The organism is Streptomyces sirii, from assembly GCF_045690365.1.
In the GTDB taxonomy this organism is placed as follows: domain Bacteria; phylum Actinomycetota; class Actinomycetes; order Streptomycetales; family Streptomycetaceae; genus Streptomyces; species Streptomyces sirii.
This window is the reverse complement of sequence record NZ_CP147982.1, coordinates 1,634,889-1,653,119: the sequence shown is the minus strand read 5'-3', so window position 1 is coordinate 1,653,119 and position 18,231 is coordinate 1,634,889. Positions and strand designations below refer to the sequence as shown.

20 protein-coding genes and 1 pseudogene are annotated in these 18,231 nt (G+C 70.4%); 16 read left to right on the top strand and 5 right to left on the bottom strand.

Features of this window, described 5'->3' with window-relative positions:
* Positions 1-25: 25 nt before the first annotated feature.
* The 9 genes from WAB15_RS07695 (at position 26) to WAB15_RS07655 (ending at position 7,828) form a co-directional block, all read left to right on the top strand.
* Positions 26-1,042, top strand: a complete 1,017-nt coding sequence (locus WAB15_RS07695) for an NADP-dependent oxidoreductase (RefSeq protein WP_407285769.1) — start codon at positions 26-28, stop codon at positions 1,040-1,042.
* A 314-nt stretch (positions 1,043-1,356) separates the two neighbouring features.
* On the top strand, positions 1,357-2,214 hold the full coding sequence (locus WAB15_RS07690; RefSeq protein WP_407285768.1) for an SAM-dependent methyltransferase: 858 nt from the start codon (positions 1,357-1,359) through the stop codon (positions 2,212-2,214).
* Between the two features lie 114 nt (positions 2,215-2,328).
* Positions 2,329-3,540, top strand: coding sequence for a cytochrome P450 (locus WAB15_RS07685; RefSeq protein WP_407285767.1), 1,212 nt, complete (start codon positions 2,329-2,331; stop codon positions 3,538-3,540).
* A gap of 314 nt (positions 3,541-3,854) precedes the next feature.
* The gene (locus WAB15_RS07680; RefSeq protein WP_399143992.1) at positions 3,855-4,223 is read left to right on the top strand and encodes a hypothetical protein; all 369 of its coding nucleotides are present in this window, start codon (positions 3,855-3,857) and stop codon (positions 4,221-4,223) included.
* Positions 4,224-4,284: 61 nt separating this feature from the next.
* Entirely contained in the window at positions 4,285-4,425 is a 141-nt protein-coding gene (locus WAB15_RS07675; protein ID WP_407285766.1) for a hypothetical protein, read from the top strand.
* 50 nt (positions 4,426-4,475) lie between these two features.
* A complete protein-coding gene (locus tag WAB15_RS07670) occupies positions 4,476-5,093 on the top strand; it encodes a GDSL-type esterase/lipase family protein (RefSeq protein WP_399143990.1) in 618 nt (205 codons plus the stop codon).
* 246 nt (positions 5,094-5,339) lie between these two features.
* Positions 5,340-6,485 (top strand): serine hydrolase domain-containing protein, encoded by a 1,146-nt coding sequence (locus WAB15_RS07665; RefSeq protein WP_407289190.1) that lies wholly within the window; start codon positions 5,340-5,342, stop codon positions 6,483-6,485.
* Between the two features lie 133 nt (positions 6,486-6,618).
* Positions 6,619-7,344 carry a nucleotidyltransferase domain-containing protein gene (locus WAB15_RS07660; protein ID WP_407285765.1) on the top strand — a complete coding sequence of 242 codons (726 nt, stop codon included), beginning with the start codon at positions 6,619-6,621 and terminating at the stop codon, positions 7,342-7,344.
* 190 nt (positions 7,345-7,534) lie between these two features.
* Complete coding sequence (locus WAB15_RS07655) at positions 7,535-7,828, top strand: hypothetical protein (protein ID WP_399143988.1); 294 nt, start codon at positions 7,535-7,537, stop codon at positions 7,826-7,828.
* A gap of 188 nt (positions 7,829-8,016) precedes the next feature.
* Here WAB15_RS07655 and WAB15_RS07650 read toward each other — a convergent pair whose 3' ends face one another.
* The gene (locus WAB15_RS07650; RefSeq protein WP_407285764.1) at positions 8,017-9,093 is read right to left on the bottom strand and encodes a S1 family peptidase; all 1,077 of its coding nucleotides are present in this window, start codon (positions 9,091-9,093) and stop codon (positions 8,017-8,019) included.
* A 238-nt stretch (positions 9,094-9,331) separates the two neighbouring features.
* Positions 9,332-9,466 carry a hypothetical protein gene (locus WAB15_RS07645; RefSeq protein ID WP_407285763.1) on the bottom strand — a complete coding sequence of 45 codons (135 nt, stop codon included), beginning with the start codon at positions 9,464-9,466 and terminating at the stop codon, positions 9,332-9,334.
* A 224-nt stretch (positions 9,467-9,690) separates the two neighbouring features.
* On the opposite strand from WAB15_RS07645, the gene WAB15_RS07640 reads away from it, so the two are divergent.
* From WAB15_RS07640 to WAB15_RS07620, 5 genes are all read left to right on the top strand, one after another.
* Positions 9,691-10,170 (top strand): colicin E3/pyocin S6 family cytotoxin, encoded by a 480-nt coding sequence (locus WAB15_RS07640; protein ID WP_407289189.1) that lies wholly within the window; start codon positions 9,691-9,693, stop codon positions 10,168-10,170.
* On the top strand, positions 10,167-10,397 hold the full coding sequence (locus tag WAB15_RS07635; RefSeq protein WP_407285762.1) for a hypothetical protein: 231 nt from the start codon (positions 10,167-10,169) through the stop codon (positions 10,395-10,397). Before WAB15_RS07640 ends, WAB15_RS07635 begins: the two co-directional genes overlap by 4 nt.
* Positions 10,398-10,652: 255 nt before the next feature.
* Positions 10,653-11,771, top strand: a complete 1,119-nt coding sequence (locus tag WAB15_RS07630; RefSeq protein ID WP_407285761.1) for an amidinotransferase — start codon at positions 10,653-10,655, stop codon at positions 11,769-11,771.
* A gap of 239 nt (positions 11,772-12,010) precedes the next feature.
* Positions 12,011-12,238 (top strand): hypothetical protein, encoded by a 228-nt coding sequence (locus tag WAB15_RS07625; protein ID WP_407285760.1) that lies wholly within the window; start codon positions 12,011-12,013, stop codon positions 12,236-12,238.
* Positions 12,239-12,311: 73 nt separating this feature from the next.
* A complete protein-coding gene (locus WAB15_RS07620; protein WP_407285759.1) occupies positions 12,312-12,851 on the top strand; it encodes a hypothetical protein in 540 nt (179 codons plus the stop codon).
* A 107-nt stretch (positions 12,852-12,958) separates the two neighbouring features.
* On the opposite strand, the gene WAB15_RS07615 is transcribed toward WAB15_RS07620, so the two are convergent.
* Complete coding sequence (locus WAB15_RS07615; RefSeq protein WP_407285758.1) at positions 12,959-13,738, bottom strand: SDR family NAD(P)-dependent oxidoreductase; 780 nt, start codon at positions 13,736-13,738, stop codon at positions 12,959-12,961.
* Between the two features lie 280 nt (positions 13,739-14,018).
* Here WAB15_RS07615 and WAB15_RS07610 point away from each other — a divergent pair, with 280 nt between their 5' ends.
* Both WAB15_RS07610 and WAB15_RS07605 read left to right on the top strand, forming a co-directional pair.
* On the top strand, positions 14,019-16,238 hold the full coding sequence (locus WAB15_RS07610) for an NADP-dependent isocitrate dehydrogenase (protein WP_399143980.1): 2,220 nt from the start codon (positions 14,019-14,021) through the stop codon (positions 16,236-16,238).
* 127 nt (positions 16,239-16,365) lie between these two features.
* The gene (locus WAB15_RS07605; RefSeq protein ID WP_407285757.1) at positions 16,366-16,908 is read left to right on the top strand and encodes a hypothetical protein; all 543 of its coding nucleotides are present in this window, start codon (positions 16,366-16,368) and stop codon (positions 16,906-16,908) included.
* 64 nt (positions 16,909-16,972) lie between these two features.
* Here the strand turns inward: WAB15_RS07605 and WAB15_RS07600 are convergent, their stop codons facing one another.
* Positions 16,973-17,671 carry an HAD family hydrolase gene (locus WAB15_RS07600; protein ID WP_407285756.1) on the bottom strand — a complete coding sequence of 233 codons (699 nt, stop codon included), beginning with the start codon at positions 17,669-17,671 and terminating at the stop codon, positions 16,973-16,975.
* A gap of 139 nt (positions 17,672-17,810) precedes the next feature.
* A pseudogene (locus WAB15_RS07595) lies at positions 17,811-18,143 on the bottom strand (phosphatase PAP2 family protein); the annotation flags it as partial.
* Positions 18,144-18,231 lie beyond the last annotated feature (88 nt).

Sequence of the window (18,231 nt, the reverse complement as noted above, 5' to 3'; positions counted from 1 at the left end):
CCCCACCGTAGTCGAGGAGAACGTGATGACCGCTCCGTCCACGGGCACCGAAGTCCGGCTCGCCGCCCGCCCCGAGGGGTGGCCGACCACCGCGGACTTCTCGGTCGTGGAGGCGGAACTGCCCGCCGTCCGGACCGGCCAGGTGCTGATCCGCAACCTGGTGATGAGCGTCGACCCGTATATGCGCGGGCGGATGAACAACACCAGGTCCTACGTACCGCCGTTCACCGTCGGCAAGGCCCTCGACGGCGGTGCCGTCGGCGAGGTCGTCGTCTCGAAGTCACCGCGCCTGGCCGTCGGCGACCTGGTCCTGCACGGCCTCGGCTGGCGGGAGTACGCCGTCGTGGGCGCCGCCGGCGTGGTCCGGGTCGACCCTGCGCTCGCACCGCCCGGCGCGTACCTCGGCGTGCTCGGCATGCCCGGGCACGCCGCCTACACCGGGTTGCTCAAGGCCGCCGAATTCCGTGCCGGCGACATCGTGTTCGTCTCCGGGGCCGCGGGCGCGGTGGGCTCCCTCGTCGGTCAGATCGCCCGCCTCTGCGGCGCGAAACGGGTGATCGGATCGGCGGGGAGCGCGGAGAAGGTCGCCTATCTGACCGAAGAGCTGGGCTTCGACGCGGCCTTCGACTACAAGGACGGGCCGGTCCTCGAACAGCTGGCCAACGCCGCACCGGCGGGCATCGACGTCTACTTCGACAACGTGGGCGGCGACCATCTGGACGCGGCCCTGATGGTGGCCAGGCTGGGCGCGCGGTTCGCCCTCTGCGGCAACGTGTCGCAGGTCAACGACAAGGACGGCCCGACCGGCCCGCGGAACCTGGCACAGGCCATCGCCAAGGGCATCACTCTGCGCGGCTTCCTCGTCTGGGGCCACGGCGACCTCAGCGACGAGTTCACCGCCCGCATGGGCGGCTGGCTGGCATCCGGCGGCATCTCCTACCGGGAGACCGTCGTCGAAGGACTCAAGAACGCGCCCACCGCGTTCATCGACATGCTGCGCGGCGCCAACACCGGGAAAATGCTCGTGAGAATCGCCGAATGAGGCCGCCGCCTCGCGCAGCGGAAATCGGTGAACTCCCTGAATTTCCCGGCCTCTACGGAAATTCCCGGGCACATGTTCCCTGAAGGCCCTCCGGTCGGTATGGTGATCTCACGCGCAGATGCCATGCGGACGCCACACAGCCGGCGCGCAGATGGCGCGCTCCACGCCTTGGGATAACTCCCTCATCGGCCTTGTCTTTCCCGGCAATTCAGCCTGCGGCGAGTCGGCACTTTCCAGTCGATCGAACCCACGCCCATGCACCCACCGTGCGGGCACCACCTTCTGATTCACCAGAAAGAAAACGGAGAACTCTCATGTCCAGCACCTCCACGCCCACGTCCACGTCCCCGGCCGAGTCCGCCCTCACGACCACCCCCGTCCCCGAAGAGGTCGGACGCCTCTACGACCGCCTCACCGCACTGGACACCGAAGCGGTCGGCGGCAGCCTCCACCTCGGCTACTGGGACGTCGACGACAACGACACCCTGCTGGTGGAGGCGGCCGACCGGCTCACCGACGAGATGACCGACCGCCTGCGGATCGTCGAGGGCCAGCGGGTCCTCGACATCGGCTGCGGAGTCGGTCAGCCGGCCATGCGGATCGCCCGGCGCACCGGCGCGCACGTCACCGGCGTCGCGATCAGCAAGGACCAGATCGCCCGCGCCACCGCCCTCGCCGAGAGCGCCGGTCTGAGCGACCGGGTGGCGTTCCGGCACGCCGACGCCATGGAACTGCCCTTCCCCGACAACTCCTTCGACGCCGCCGTCGCCATCGAGTCGATCTTCCACATGCCCGACCGCGGACGGGTCCTCAGCGAGATCCGCCGGGTCCTGCGCCCCGGCGGCCGCCTGGTCCTCACCGACTTCTTCGAGCGCGGCCCCATCCCCGCCGAGAAGCAGCCCGCCGTGGACCGGCTGCTCCGCGACTTCATCATGACGCTGGCCCGGCCCGAGGACTATGTGCCGATGCTGCGAGACGCGGGCCTCCGCTTCGTCGAGCTCCTCGACATCACCGAGCAGAGCGTGCGCCAGACCTTCGAGCAGATGAGCCGCGGCTCCCAGGAGATGCAGACCGTCTTCGACGACGAGGCGGAGGAGAAGTTCAGCCCCGCCTCCATGGTCGACGTCGACGAGTTCGGCTCCGTGCTGCTGACCGCTCAGAAGCCCCTCTGACCGGGGACGTTCGCATGCGGTGGCGCCGCGGGAGCGCCGTCCCGGCCGCCGGGCGACGACGCGACGCACCTCCGGCGCCACCGCGCACCCACCACTCACCAGGAGCGACATCCCGTGACCGAACCGACCGACGGCGGCACCCCGCCCGCCTTCCCTTTCCCCCGTACCTGCCCCTACCGGCTGCCCTCCGAGTACCAGGGCCTCCGCGAGAGCGGGCCCGTATCGCAGGTGCTGCTGCCGACCGGCAAGCCGGCGTGGATCCTGACCCGCTACGACGAGGTGCGCAAGGCGCTGCTCGACCCGCGCCTGAGCTCCGACCGCGCCGATCCGAACTTCCCGATGCTGGTCGAGATGGCCCGCAGCGACAAGGACTCCACACTGTCCCTGGCGGGCATGGACGCGCCCGAGCACACCAGGGCGCGGCGCGCCGTGGTCGGCGAGTTCACCTTCCGCCGGATGGAGGCGCTGCGGCCGCGCATCCAGGAGATCGTCGACGAGTGCGTCGATGCGATGCTCGCCGGCCCCCGTCCGGCCGACCTGGTGAAGGCGATGTCCTTCCCGGTGCCGTCCCTGGTCATCTGCGAGCTGCTCGGCGTGTCCGTCGACGACCGCGACTTCTTCGAGGACCGCACCTCCCGCATGCTCAGCATGACCCTCCCGCCGCTGACCCGGCAGCAGGCGTTCTTCGACCTGCAGGCCTACTTGGACGCACTCGTCACCACCAAGGAGAAGTCCCCGGGGGAGGACCTGCTCAGCCGTCAGATCGCCAAGGGCCGCAAGGACGCCACCTACGACCACGACGCCCTCGTCGACCTGGCGTTCCTGCTGCTGACCGCCGGGCACGACACGACCGGGAACATGATTTCGCTGGGCATGCTCGCCCTGATGGAGACGCCCGAGCTGCGGGCGCGCATCACCGGCGACCCCGGCAGCACACCGGAGGTCGTCGAGGAACTGCTGCGCTACTTCACCATCACCGACATCATCACCACCCGCGTGGCCAAGGAGGACATCGAGATCGGCGGGCAGACCATCCGCGCCGGCGAGGGGGTCTTCGCACTGGGCGGCGCGGCCAACCACGACCCGGACGTCTACGACAACCCCGGGAAGCTGGACGTCGACCGCGGCGCACGCCAGCACCTCGCCTTCGGCCACGGCGCGCACCAGTGCCTCGGACAGAGCCTCGCCCGCATGGAACTGGAGATCGTCTACGACACCCTGCTGCGCCGCATCCCCGGGCTCCGCCCGGCCGGCCCCGTCGAAGCCCTCCCGCTGAAGAACGACGCGGCCATCTTCGGCCTGCACGAGCTCCCGGTCACCTGGTAGGCGAGGCCCGCGCGCACAAGCCGGCTCACGGCGCCCGCAGCAGGGCCCGCAAGGGGCGGGTCGCCGCGCCGAAACGGGCCGATCCGTCGGCGATACACGGCAGCCCTCACGCCAATGGCGGCAACGGGCGCCGGTAGGGAACCGGCCTCCGGGCGCGGCAGCGCATTCCGGCGGGGAAGGGATTCGGCGCGTCACTCGGTGGCTGCGTGGTATTTCGCATTAGCCTTCAGTAACTGTATGGATTCGATCGATTACCGACCGAATCCATTCGATCTACCGGAGATGATATGCAAAAGCTTCGCAAGGCTGCCGTCGTGACAGTCGCCCTCGCCAGCGTCGGCCTCGTCGGCGCCGGCACCGCCTACGCCGGCGGCACGGGCGGCGGCACCCCCGGCCGCACCCAGGCGGCCCGCGTTGAGGCCCCTCAGCAGCAGACGGTCCGTCAGGACATCGGCCGGCCGCAGTGGGGCGACCACCACCACCGCCGCAAGTCGCACAGCCACAGGGTCGACATCCGCCAGCACACCTCCTGCCGGACGCACGAGGCGAACGTCGACATCCTCGGCAACGTAGGCATCCTCAACGGCCTGCTGGCCAACGCCGGCGGCGGCGAGGGCAGCTCGGGCGTGCAGCACACCAGGATCGGCACGCACCTGGCTTGCAACAACGTCATCCGCAAGTAACGGAAGGCGCGCCCCGGCCCGAGCCGCGGGCGCGGCGCCGGGCCCATGCGAGCACGGTCGTGTGGGCCCGGTCGACGGTGGGCTCCATAACGGCGACGGTCTGCTGTCGCTCGACGAGATGATCGACGCGTCCCTGGAGTACAGCACCAGCGCCGACCCCCAGGCCCGCAGCAACGAGCTGCTCGGCCCGCTGACCGCATAGGGCGAGGGCGGGGGGGTCGGGCATCGGGCCCCGCCCGTAGGGTGGGCGCGGTGATCAGGGACACGCGCATCTGCTTCATCGGTGACTCCTTCGTCCAGGGAACAGGCGACCCGGAGTACCGGGGCTGGGTCGGCCGGGTGCTCGCGGAGACCCGCGGTGACATCACGGCCTTCAACCTCGGCATCAGGCGCAACACCTCCGAGGACGTCCGGCTCCGCTGCTGGCAGGAGGTCCTGCCCCGCACCCTGCCCGACGCGGACAACAGGCTGGTCGTCTCCTTCGGCAGCAACGACACCGTGGTGGAGGACGGCAGGGTCCGCGTCGACCCCGCCCGCTGCCTGGACAACCTGGCGGCCATCCTGGACGAGAGCCGGCGCCGGGCGATCGCACCGCTGGTGGTGGGCCCGCCACCGGTCATCGACGCGGGCGACGCACATGCGCGACGGACCCTGCACCTCGCCGACGGGATGGCCGCCCTCTGCCGGGCCCGGCACATCCCGTTCATCGCTACGACCCGGGCCCTGGCCGACCACCCCGTCTGGACCCGGGAAGCCATGGCCGGCGACGGCGCCCACCCCGGCGCCGGCGGCTACCGGACGTTGGCCGGCCTCGTCCTCACCCGCCAATGGCACGAATGGATCGCCCGCGCGGACCAACACCGAAGCTGAGCCCGGGGCGTTGTGCGGCGACGGCTCGCCGACACGGAGCGAACGGCCGCCCGACGCCCGGGGGTTAGCCCTACTGCGCAGGGGCCCGCTGCCCGGATGGCTCAGTGGAGGAGGAACCCGCAGGCTGAGGGGGTCCGGATGTGCGAGGCGCTCGCGAATTCGAGTGCCCGAGGAGGGGGTCCCATGCCCGTTCAGGCCCGTCGGCTTCCTTCTGTTCGTGGCTCGTCTCCAGGGCGGCGGCAGGGGATCGCGAGCGTGGCGGTAACGGCCGCCGCCCTGGCCGTGAGCGGCACCCTGGCCCCCACTGCGGCGCAGGCCCACGGCTCCGGTGATGTCGTGCGCAAGGGGCTGGACCGCCTGGTGCACAAGGACCGCTACCCCGCCGCCCTGGCCGCCACCGTCGGCCGGGACGGGCGTACCCACCACTTCACCGCCGGTGTCGCGGAAGTGCGGACCGGCGCGAAGGTGCCGGTCGACGGGCAGGTGCGGGTGGGGAGCAACACCAAGGCGTTCACCGCCACGGTCGTCCTGCAACTCGTCGGCGAGGGCAGGGTCGCGCTCGACGCCCCCATCGAGCGGTATCTGCCGCACCTGGTGCGGGGCAAGGGCATCGACGGCCGCCGCATCACCGTACGCCAACTGCTCCAGCACACCAGCGGGCTGCCCAACTACACCGACTTCATCAGCGATCCGACCGGCAAGGAGCGCCACACCTACGTCCAGCCCCGCACCCTGCTCGACGTGGCGCTGGCGCACAAGGCGCTGTTCGCTCCCGGGACCCGCTGGTCCTACAGCAACACCAACTACCTCCTGGCCGGGCTGCTCATCGAGAAGGTCACCGGCCGCCCGCTGGCCGACCAGATCACCCACCGGGTCATCGACCGCATCGGGCTGCGCCACACCTACTTCCCCGGTGTCGGCGACGAGCGCATCCGCGAGGCCCACCCCCAGGGCTACTTCGCGTCGAAGCCCGGCGCGCCACTGGAGAACATCACGGAGCTGGACCCCTCCTGGGGGTGGGCCGCCGGCCAGCTGATCTCCACCCCGAGCGAGCTGAACCGCTTCTTCACCGCCCTGCTCGGCGGCGAGCTGCTCAAGCCCGCGCAGCTCGCCCAGATGCGCACCACCGTCGAGGTCCCCGAGAGCGCCGGCCTCGGACCCGGCGTCCGGTACGGGCTCGGTGTGACCAGCACCCGGCTGAGCTGCGGCGGGCCGGCATGGGGGCATGGCGGTGACATCCCCGGCTACAGCACCCGCACCGGTGCCACCGGGGACGGCCGCGCCATCACCGTCGCCGTCACCGCCGACGGACCACCCACCGAGCGGGGCCCCGCCGATGTCCAGGCCCTCCTCGACAGCGCCCTCTGCGAAGACCTGCGCCCGCGCGCGTAGCCGGGTGATACCGCAGGCCCGCAGGTCGGCCGACTCTCCATGACCGGTGCATCCCGCGCCACTTGGCCTGTTGTCCGACGTCACTTGCCGGATGCGTGGAGGGCGCACCCGGGGGCTGGCACGATGATCCGTCATGAATGATCAGGAAACTGCCGCGGCTGAAGCCCTGCGCCTGGTGACGGATCGCTTCCCGTACGCTCTGGGGGCGCTGCTCGGTGGCTCGGCCGCCCATGGCCGCGCCACTTCGACGAGCGATCTGGACGTGGCCGTCCTCTTACCGGACTCGGACCGCAGCCGCCGGGAGGTCGTCCGCCATGACGGCCGCCTGGCCGAGTTGTTCGTGAACACCGTCACGGACGTACCCGAGTTCTTCGAGTGGGACCGAGCCCGTCGCCGCGGCACCGTTCTGTTCCTCTACGCCGAGGGCCTGCCCCTGCACGACCCGCACGGGCATCTGGCGCGTACCCGCGATCGGGCGCGAGCGGTGCTTGCGGCCGGACCTCCCCAGCTCGGCCCGGCGGAGTGGGAGCACGGCCGCTACGTCCTCACCTGTTATCTGGACGACCTGGTCGACACCTCGCCCGCCGACCGGTACGAGCAGCTGGCCCTCGCCGACCACGCCCTGCGCGAGGCGGCGCACCTGGTCACCGCCTACCACCGTGCATGGACGGGGATCGGCAAATGGCTTCCGCGCAGGCTGCTGAGCGCGGACCCGGAACGGGGCGGAGCCCTGCTGGACGGTCATCAGGCGGTGGCCGAACGCGCCGACCCCGCTCCGTTGGCGGCGGCGGTCAACCAGGTGCTCGACCTGCTCGGGGGACCGCTGCGGGAAGGGTACGCACGCCGCTGGCGCGGTTGAGCCGCCCGGCAGGCCATCGACCATGCCCCGCCGGAGGGTCCGTCGGCGGGTCGACGAGACCGACACGGGGACTGTCAAGTGATCGGCGCGTCGTTCAAGTGGTTGTGGGATATGTCGTATTAGCCTTCAGTAGCTGTACGAAGTCGATCAGTTACAGATCGCATCCGTTCAACTTACCGGAGATGAATCAATGCGCAAGCTTCAAAAGGCTGCCGTTGTGGTCGCAACCCTCGGCAGCGTCGCGTTCCTCGGCGCCGGCACCGCTCAGGCCCACGACGGCAAGGGAGGCGGCGACACCTGGGTCGTCAAGTCGGGCAGCTCCTGCCGGTCACACGACCTGAACGTCGACGTCCTCGGCGAGGTCGGCATCCTCAACGGCGTACTGGGCAACGCGCTCAACGGCGAGGGCCCGGCAGGTGCTCAGTCCACCCCGATCGGCTCGAGCATGGGCTGCAACAACCTGGTCGGCGGCGGCGGCAAGTAAGGAAAACGGGCCCGGTGTCCAGGCGCGAGCCTGGCACCGGGCCCCTTTTTGCCTTGGGGACGCGGGCCGGCGGCCGCTCCGGGACGGGCTCCGCCCACCGCCTCGGCCAAGGCGTCCGCACATGGCGGCGTCCGCACATGGCGCCGGCCCGCGCACCGTGCGCGGGCCGGCAGCATACGCGGGCGGGCTCAGCCCAGTTCGGATCCGGTCTTCTGCAGGGCCTCGTGCACCGGCTGGTAGAAAGTCTGGCCTCCGAGGGTGCAGTCGCCGCGGCCGCCCGAGGTCAGGCCGAGGGCGTGGTCACCGTCGAAGAGCGGGCCGCCGCTGTCGCCGGGCTCCGCGCAGACGGTGGTCTGGATCAGGCCGTCGACCGCGCCCTGCTGGTAGTTGACGGTCACATCGAGCGCCATGACCACACCGCTGCGGACATGGGTGGTGCTGCCGCTGCGCTGCACCTGCTGGCCCACGATCGGCTCGGCCGCCTTGGAGATGGTCTGCGTCTTGCCGTTGTAGAGACTCACCGCGCTGGGGTGCACCACGTCGGCCGCGGTGTACCGGGCGAGCGCGAAGTCGTCGCCGGGGAAGGTGGAGTCCTGCGTCACCGCGGCCTCGGTGCCCCCCATCGTCGCGGACCAGCTCCGCACCGCCTCGCCGCAGTGTCCGGCGGTCAGGAAGTACGGCTGGCCGCCCTTGACGACGTTGAAGCCGAGCGAACAGCGCGCGGTGCTGCCCCAGATCGCCTCGCCGCCGGCGAGCAGCGGTCGCAGTTCCGCCGACGAATGGGTGAGGGTGGCCCGGTCGCCGAGCGCCGTGGCGGCCGCCTTGAGCTGGTCGAGGTTCTCTCCCTTGACCGTGGGGTCGGCGACGATGACCACCTTGTTGACGCGGGGATCCATCGCCCAGGACGTCCCGGGAATCCGCACCTGCTCCTTGAGCGTGGCACGGGCGGTGTCCAGTGCGGCGAGGGAGTGCTTGACGATCTTCGGCTGGGCGCCCGCCGCACGGACCTTGGCGGCGGCGGTCTCACTGGTCACGTTCACGATGAGCGTGCGGTTCGCGGCGTCGTAGTACGAACCCGCCCCCTCGTCGCCGAGACTGGAGCTGATCTCCTTGGCCCGCTGGGCGGCCGTGGTCGCCGTCGGTGGGTCGGAGGGCGGGCCGGGAGCGGCATCGGCGCTCGGCTGGGTGAGTACGGCAGTGATCAGGGCCAGGGCCCCGGCACCGGCGACGAGGGTGCGAGGCTTCGATACTCTCGTGCTCTTCAATTCAGGACCTCTGGTGAAGTTGGGCCGGTAGCGGATGTCCGGTCCGGGAGGATGCGGGGCGTTCCCCGGTCCTCAAATCTCTCCCCTGCCCCTGCTGCGTACTACACCCGCACAGGCCGCAGCTGAGGCGGAATCACCTGTACGGCCGGTGTCGGAGGCCTGGTCCACCGAGGTCACCGCGACTCCGGCCGGCCGTCGTCCTCGTGCGATCGGCCGGCCGGAGTGCGCCGTGTCCGACTCAGCCGACGATCTCGATCTCGCCGTGCGTGCCGGCGGCTTCGACGCCCGGGTAGCGGCCCAGCGTGCCCTTCTCCCAGCGCACCAGCACATCGTTGGGGCGGTCGTTGGCGATGAACGCGCCGGTGGTGACCACCGTCGCCTTGGTCCACGTGGGTGTACTGCGTCAGCTCCCCGTCGACCCAACGCACCACCAAGCCGTCCGAGCCGCCCCCGAAGCCGGCACCGGTGATCCGCTTGGCGTACCACCAGGTGCTCTTCGCCTTGGCCGGCTGGGACTCGGCGGTGAAGGGATGGCGGGCGTCCTCGTCGTCCGCGCCCTGGTAGAGCGTGACCTCGCCGTCGATCCAGCGCACGAGCATGTCCATGTGCCGGGTGCCGCCGGCCGCCGGTGAAGTACCTGGATGCGATGTGGGTCGCCTTGTTCCAGGGGGCGTTGGGGAAGGCCGTACGGTAGCGGACCTTCTGGACCCAGGTGTTGAGGTCGTCCATCCGGGTGTCGACGGCCCCCCTGCGGGTCTCCGACGGGTCGGTGCTCAGGCAGCCGCCCTGCCAGGACGTGCTGTTGACCGCCACCAGCTCCACCCGGCCCGCGGTCTCCCGTACCGCCGGACCGCCGGTGTCGCCCTTGCAGACGGCGCCGTCCGCGGGGGTTCTCCGCGAAGCAGCTGCTTACGGATATCACCCACTGCCGGTCGACGAGGGCGCCGGAACAACTGCGTTTGCCGTCACCGGTATCGCCAGAAGTACAATAAAAGCGGGAAACACCAAGTTGAGTTCGGCCCGTACACCGGGGAGCAGACGAAGCCGAAAGACCGTACGCGTGAGGTGGAGAAGTGAGAATCGTCGTCACGGTGTTCAGGAAGGACGCCGATTTCCTTGACAGCAAGCTGGACGTCTCGGAAATCGGTCTGGCGGCCGCCGCCGGGCTGGCCGGTATCCCCGCCGAAAGGTTCCTCGACGCGTATCCCTTGGACGGGAATCGGGCGGCCGCTCTGACCCGGCTCACGGGGATCGCCTTCGACCTGGACACCTATGAATACTTCCTGGAACCCGAAGCGGACTAGGCCGCCGCATTCCGGGGAAATCTGATTCGACATCAAGGGGCCGGTACGGCTCGGACTGGACGTCCGGGACCGTGCCGGCCCCGACGTGTGTCGCCCCACACGGGCCATCGGGCGTATTCCTGTTAGAGGCACCGGGTTCCGGCCAACATGGCGGGGAAAGTTGCCCGTTCACTTGTTCGGCACGTTCAATCGATCTTCATCGCGGGCGCACGGGTCTTCGGTTGCCGTGCGCCGCCTGAACGAGGAGCAACTTGCGTGAACGCCGATACCCCCCACATCGACCCGGGTGACTCCTACACCTCGTCCGGCCGGGCGGAGAGCCCCGTGTGCTCCTACACGGAGTGGGACCCGCTGGAGGAAGTGATCGTCGGCATCGTCGACGAGGCGAGTTTCCCGACCTGGCACATGGCTCTGCCGCCCGTGCTTCCCGGCAACCAGCACGCGACCTTCCGCCGCAACGCGGGGCAACCCTTCCCGCCCGAACAGGTCGCCGCGGCCCGCGCCGAGCTGGAGGAGCTGGTGCGCATCCTGGAGGGGGAGGGGGTGACCGTCCGGCGGCCGGAAACCATTCCTCAGCGGACGCCGTACACCACCCTCGACTGGACCAGCACCGGTATGTACGCGGCGATGCCCCGGGACGCGATTCTCGTGGTCGGCGACGACATCATCGAATGCCCCATGGCCTGGCGCTCCCGCTATTACGAGAACCTCGCCTACCGGCCGCTGCTGAAGGAGTACTTCCGCGGCGGTGCGAAATGGACCGCGGCGCCGAAGCCGGAACTGACGGACGAGCAGTTCGACCAGGACTGGACCGACCCCGGTGAGGACGGCCCGCAGCGACTGGTGGTCACTGAATTCGAGCCGACCTTCGACGCGGCCGACTTCACCCGCTGCGGTCGCGACATCATCGCCCAGAAGAGCAACGTCACCAATGACTTCGGCATCGAGTGGCTGCGCCGGCACCTCGGCGACGAATACCGTATCCATGTATTCGAGTTCAACGACTCGCACCCGATGCACATCGACGCCACACTCGTTCCTATGGCGCCGGGCAAGCTGCTCATTCACCCCGAGCGGGTGCCCGAGGTGCCGCAGCTCTTCAAGGGCTGGGATGTGATGGCCGCACCGGCTCCGGTCATTCCCGACACGCATCCGCTGTACATGACCAGCAAGTGGATCAACATGAACATCCTGATGCTGGACGAGGAGCGGGTGATCGTCGAAGCGCAGGACGAGCCGATGATCGCGGCGATGAAGAAGTTCGGCTTCCAGCCGATCCCCTGCAACTTCCGTCATTTCAACACCTTCGGCGGATCGTTCCACTGCGCCACGGCCGACGTCCGACGCCGGGGAACCCTGCAGTCCTACTTCTAAGCCGGCCGCGGACCTCGCCCTCGCACGCCGCGCCCGCACCGGGTCCCGCCCTGGTGCGGGCTTAGCCTGGCCGCAGCCGGCACAAACGCACCGATTACCGGCACTAATATGGCCATCGGACTCGCCGACATCACCATGCCCGCCCAGCGCCCGGCGGTCACCGACCGTTCCCTGACGTGCCGAAGTCCCCCGGCGCCTTCATGCCGGGGGACTTCAGCACGAGAAGACAAGGAATCACCATGCCCCCCACAGCGAGCGGACCGAAGAGGTCGGAGATGCCGAACCTGCCCTTCTGGTTCACTCTCCCCGTCATCTTCCTCGTCTCTTTCGTCCTCGGAGAGCACTACGGGTTCCCGTGGTGGCTGCGCCTCTTGGTCGTGGTCGCCGTCGGCTTCCTTCTCGAAGCGGTCAACCAGGGCGTACGGCGCGTGATACGCAGCAGCAGAGTGGATGGGGGCAAGGTGTGAACCATGAAGCCGCCTTTCGGGACACCGCGTTTCGACGCACCCCGCTTCGGCACACCGCATCGAGGAACAGCAGTTGACCCCATATTCCCTGGCGTTCTATATGGACGTGGTCACCACCGGCACCGTGCTCGGTGTGCGTCCCACGGACTCTCCCGACCGGGTCACCGAGGTTCTGGGGTCGGACTTCGGTGAGAACAGGTTCGGCGATACCGCCATGTGCCGTGACTACGGTCTGGCCGAGTTCCACTGGTGCCGCGCCGACGCCGAATCCCCGTGGTCGGGGCACCACTTCACCGTGCATGTGCACCGGCTCGGATATCGGTGCCACACGAAAGAGCTCGTCGACGGCGTGCTCCGCGACCGGTACGGGCGGTTCGCTCCCAGGCTTCGGTTCCAGAAGCTGCAGCGCCTGTTGGAGCGACGCGGCGTCCCCCTGCTGGAGATCCCGGAATACCCGGCGAACGCTCCGTACTACCGGAAGTTCTGGCAGCCGGACTCCCGCGTGGCCGTCTCCGTCATCGGCACCTACGGCGAGTACAGCACCCCGGACGCTCTACGGGTCGGCGATGTGTACAGCATCCAGGCGCCGGTGTCGTTGTCGACGTCTGGATGACGATGCGGCGCCGGGAGCGCCTCGTCATGTCACCAGGAGTCCACCTCGCCAGGAGTCCACCTCGCCCAGAGCGCACCTCACCCGGAACCACCTCACCCCGCCCCCGCTCAGGTCACGGAGAACCCGCCGTCCACGAACACCGTCTGACCCGTCACATACGCCGCACCCGGACCGGCCAGGAAGACCGCCGCGCCGACGAAGTCGTCCGGTTCGCCGTTGCGCCCGGCCATCGTCCGGCCGGCCATCGCCGTGGGGCGTTCGGGATCGGTGAACAGTTCCTCGGTCAGCGGGGTGCGGACGAATCCGGGCGCGATCGCGTTGACGCTGACGCCGTGGCGCGACCAGGCCTCCGCCTGGGAGCGGGTCAGCGCGGAGAGCCCGGCCTTGGACACCCCGTAGGCGCCACTGTTGCCGAACGCGCGGATCGACTGCTGTGAGGCGAGGTGGATGATCCGTCCCCAGCCGCGGTCCGCCATACCGGGCCCGAAGCGCTGCCCCAGCAAGAACGGCGCGTCGAGGTTGACGGCCATGGTGCGATCCCATTCGGAGGCGGTCAGCTCGTCCAGCGGGGGACGGGGGTTGACTCCGGCGGCATTGACCAGGATGTCCGGTTCGCCGTGCCGCCGTACCATCTCCTCCGCGCCCTCGCGGACCGCCTCCCGGTCGCGCAGATCGGCGGCTATCCAGTCCGCCGTACAGCCCGCCGCCCGCAGCCGCTCGGTGGTGGCGCGCAGCGGCTCCGTGCGCCGGGCCAGCACCACCACCTCGGCCCCGGCGCGGCCGAGCGCCTCCGCGATGGCCAGGCCGATACCGGAACTGCCGCCGGTGACCAGGGCGGTGCGGCCGGTGAGTGAGAAGAGCGCGTCGAGGTAGGCGGTGGTGGTCATGGTCTGGGGTGCCTCCTGCTGGTGTGCGGCCGTACGGGGGTGATCCGGCGGGTCGGGTACCGGTACCGGTACAGGGATGATCTTGCCGGACAGGTACGGCACGGCGTCATCCGGCCTCCCGTCGCCCGGTGCCGATCTCTTCGGCGACCGGTTTGCGGCGGTTCGCGGGGATCGGAACCGCCTCCTCCGGTTTCGCCCCGGGCGGGGTCCTGTCGAGTGGGGGGCGATCACGAGATATCTTGATGTCGAGCAATGTTGCAGACGTGGAGCGGAGCACCCGGTGACTGACTCGACCATCATCTACACCCACACTGACGAGGCCCCGGCCCTGGCGACGTATTCGTTCTTGCCTGTGATCCAGGCATACGCGTCGACGGCGGGCGTCAATGTGGAGACCCGTGACATCTCTCTGGCCGGGCGGATCATCGCGAGCTTCCCCGAGCGTCTGGAGGCGGGGCAGCGCATCGAGGACGCCCTCGCCGAGCTCGGTGAGCTGGCCAAGACGCCCGAGGCCAACATCATCAAGCTGCCCAACATCTCGGCCTCGATCCCGCAGCTCAAGGCCGCGATCGCCGAGCTGCAGGAGCAGGGCTACGCGCTGCCGGCCTACCCGGACGACCCCAAGACCGACGAGGAGCGCGACATCCGCGCCCGCTACGACAAGGTCAAGGGCAGCGCCGTCAACCCGGTCCTGCGTGAGGGCAACTCCGACCGCCGTGCGCCGGCGTCGGTGAAGAACTACGCCAAGGCCCACCCCCACCGCATGGGCGAGTGGACCGCCGGTTCCAAGACCAACGTCGCGCACATGACCAACGACGACTTCCGCTCCACCGAGAAGTCCGCGGTGATCGCCGAGGCCGGTTCGCTGCGCATCGAGCTGTCGGGCGACGACGGCTCGACCACGGTCCTGCGCGAGTCGGTCCCCGTGCTCGCCGGCGAGGTCGTCGACGCCTCCGTGATGCGCGTCGCCGCGCTGCGCGAGTTCCTCGCCGCGCAGGTCGCCCGCGCGAAGGCCGACGGCGTGCTGTTCTCCGTCCACCTCAAGGCCACGATGATGAAGGTCTCCGACCCGATCATCTTCGGCCACGTGGTCCGGGCGTTCTTCCCGAAGACCTTCGCCAAGTACGGCGAGGCGCTCGCCGCGGCCGGCCTGACCCCGAACGACGGCCTCGGCGGCATCTACAAGGGCCTGGAGCTGCTGCCCGAGGGTGCCGAGATCAAGGCGTCCTTCGACGCCGAGCTGGCCGACGGCCCCGAGCTGGCGATGGTCGACTCCGACCGCGGCATCACCAACCTCCACGTACCGAGCGATGTCATCGTCGACGCCTCCATGCCGGCCATGATCCGCACCTCCGGTCACATGTGGGGCCCGGACGGCCAGGAGGCCGACACCCTCGCGGTGCTGCCCGACAGCAGCTACGCCGGCATCTACCAGGTCGCCATCGACGACTGCCGCGCGCACGGCGCCTACGACCCGTCGACCATGGGCTCGGTGCCCAACGTCGGTCTGATGGCGCAGAAGGCCGAGGAGTACGGCAGCCACGACAAGACCTTCGAGATCCCCACCACGGGCACCGTGCGGGTCGTCGACGCGGCCGGCAACACCGTGCTGGAGCAGGTCGTCGGCGCCGGCGACATCTTCCGGATGTGCCAGACCAAGGACCTGCCGATCCGCGACTGGGTCAAGCTGGCCGTCACCCGCGCCCGGGCGACCGGCAACCCGGCGGTGTTCTGGCTCGACGAGGACCGCGCGCACGACGCGCAGCTGATCCAGAAGGTCAAGACCTACCTCGCCGACCACGACACCGACGGCCTGCAGATCGAGATCATGGCGCCGGTCCACGCGATCAAGTTCTCGCTCGACCGCATCCGCCGCGGCGAGGACACGATCTCGGTCACCGGCAACGTGCTGCGCGACTACCTGACCGACCTGTTCCCGATCCTGGAGCTCGGCACCAGCGCCAAGATGCTCTCGGTCGTCCCGCTGATGAACGGCGGCGGCCTGTTCGAGACCGGTGCCGGCGGCTCCGCGCCCAAGCACGTCCAGCAGCTCGTCAAGGAGAACTACCTCCGCTGGGACAGCCTGGGCGAGTTCCTCGCGCTCGCGGTCAGCTTCGAGCACCTCGCCCAGAAGACGGGCAACGCGCGCGCCCAGGTGCTCGCCGACACCCTCGACCGGGCGACCGGCGGCTTCCTCAACGAGAACAAGTCGCCGAGCCGCCGCCTGGGTGGCATCGACAACCGCGGCAGCCACTTCTACCTGGCCCTGTACTGGGCCCAGGAGCTGGCCAAGCAGACCGACGACGCCCAGCTCGCGCAGGCGTTCGCCGGCCTCGCCAAGACCCTCGGCGAGCAGGAGCAGACCATCGTCGACGAGCTGATCGCGGTGCAGGGCTCCCCGGCCGAGATCGGCGGCTACTACCAGCCCGACCCGGCGAAGGCCGCCGCCGTCATGCGTCCGTCGGCGACCTTCAACCAGGCGATCGCGACCCTTTCCTGACGCGAGCGCCACACACGGTCCACCCCGCCCCGGCCGGCATCGCGCCCGGCCGGGGCGGCCCCGTTTCCACGGGCGTGCCGCCCCCCGGAAGCGATTGCTCCGCCGTCGTACGCGGCATCATCACGCCGTGGACTCCACCCAGCCGCTCCTCTTCCTCGACGTCGACGGCCCGCTCAATCCCTGGCTGGCCAAGCCGCACCGCCGCCCCAAGGGCTACACCACGCTGCGGATGCGCCCCACGGGCTGGGAGCCGCCCCGTCCGGCCCTGCGGGTATGGCTCAATCCCGACCACGGCCCGCTCCTGATGGGCCTGGGCTTCCGGCTCATCTGGGCGACGACCTGGAAGGCGGAGGCCAACACCTGGATCGCCCCCGTACTCGGCCTGCCCGAGCTGCCCGCGCTGGACTGGCCGCGGATGCGCCATCAGGACCCGAACGGCGTCCACTGGAAGACCCGCCACCTCGTCGCGGCCGCCGAGGGCCGCCCCTTCGCCTGGGTCGACGACGAGATCGGCGCCCGCGACCACGCCTGGATCGCCCGCCACCACAAGGGGCACGCCCTCCCGCACCGCGTCGACCCCACCAAGGGGCTCCTCCCGGACGACTTCGCGACGCTCCGGGCCTGGGCGGCCGGACAGTCCGGCGCCGGGAACGGGACGGCGGGGAGGTAGCGCGGGTCGGCTCGGCCGCCTCGCGCGGCCCGTCCCCGTCGCCCGCCTACGCCCGCCGCCGCCCTCAGCCCACCAGGTCCAGTACCGGCCGCAGCCCGTCCGGGCGGCGGTCCACCGGCAGCGGGTCCACCGGCAGGAACCCGCATCCGATCGCCGTGGCGCCGCCGTCCGCCCGGCGGTCGTCGCCCACCATCAGCACGGCGGACGGGGCGAGCCCCAACTCGCGGCAGGCCAGGGCGAAGAGCCGCGGGTCGGGCTTCTGGACGCCCTGTTCGAAGGAGAGCACACAGCCGTCCACGTACCGCTCCAGGCCATGGGCGCGCAGCACCGGCCGCAGATCCCAGCCGATGTTGCTCAGTACGCCGACGCGGACGCCGCGCCGCCGCAGCTCGGCCAGCACCTCGGCGGCGTCCGGGTACGGGCGCCAGGCCTCCGCCGTCCTGTGGCGCTCATACAGCGCGTCGTACAACTCCGGGCGGGGGAGCGGCACTCGGCGTGCCAGGCCGGTGTACACCGCGCGGTGGTGGCGGGCGTCGCAGTCGCGGAGCTCCCACTGCGCGACCAGTTCGGCGGGCAGCTCGGCGGGCAGGGCGCCGCCGGGCAGGGCGCCCGCCCGCTCCAGCTCGGTCGCCCGACGGGTGATCTCGGCGTCGTCCATGGCCACGCCGCATGCGGTCAGTGCGGCGCGCAGCCAGGACTCGGCGGGCTCGATCCGCAGCAGGGTCCCGGAGAAATCGAAGAGCACACCCTTGATCGTGGTCATGGGTCTCATCCTGACCGGTGCGCGGCGCCGGGCCCAGACCGCCTCCCGGCCGTGCGGGCGGTGTACGCCGCTGCCGCCCGGCCACCAGGGCGCCGCCCAGCAGCCAGCCGCCGAGGACATCGGACGGCCAGTGCACGCCCAGATACACCCGGGTGACGCCGACGCCGAGGACGGAGACCGCGACCACCGTCCGGGCGGTCCACCGCCACACCGGCCGTACCCCGTACAGACCCAGCAGCCAGAGCAGCAGAGCCCCCGTGACCAGCGCGGACAGCGCATGCCCCGAGGGGAAGGCCGCATAGTGCGCCGAGTCCACCGGATCCGGCCACACCGGGCGCGGCCTGCCGACCAGCGCCTTCAGGGCCTGCTGGAGGGCCGCACCGGCGAGCGCGGTGACCGCCAGCCAGGCCCCGAGCAGCCGCGCACCGCGCCGTACGAGCAGGCAGACCGCCACCGCGAGCCCCGCCCGCATCGTCCACGGGTCCCACACCCAGTCGCTGAGCAACCGGTTCAGACGGGTCCAGTCGGGCGAGCCGACGGCCACGGGGTGCAGGGCGCCG

Bases quoted from the DNA above. Each gene is read 5' to 3' on its own strand.
- WAB15_RS07695 (WP_407285769.1), top strand. From the start codon at position 26: ATGACCGCTCCGTCCACGGGCACCGAAGTCCGGCTCGCCGCCCGCCCC.
- WAB15_RS07690 (WP_407285768.1), top strand. From the start codon at position 1,357: ATGTCCAGCACCTCCACGCCCACGTCCACGTCCCCGGCCGAGTCCGCC.
- WAB15_RS07660 (WP_407285765.1), top strand. From the start codon at position 6,619: ATGAATGATCAGGAAACTGCCGCGGCTGAAGCCCTGCGCCTGGTGACG.
- WAB15_RS07655 (WP_399143988.1), top strand. From the start codon at position 7,535: ATGCGCAAGCTTCAAAAGGCTGCCGTTGTGGTCGCAACCCTCGGCAGC.
- WAB15_RS07640 (WP_407289189.1), top strand. From the start codon at position 9,691: ATGTCCATGTGCCGGGTGCCGCCGGCCGCCGGTGAAGTACCTGGATGC.
- WAB15_RS07625 (WP_407285760.1), top strand. From the start codon at position 12,011: ATGCCCCCCACAGCGAGCGGACCGAAGAGGTCGGAGATGCCGAACCTG.
- WAB15_RS07615 (WP_407285758.1), bottom strand. From the start codon at position 13,738: ATGACCACCACCGCCTACCTCGACGCGCTCTTCTCACTCACCGGCCGC.
- WAB15_RS07600 (WP_407285756.1), bottom strand. From the start codon at position 17,671: ATGACCACGATCAAGGGTGTGCTCTTCGATTTCTCCGGGACCCTGCTG.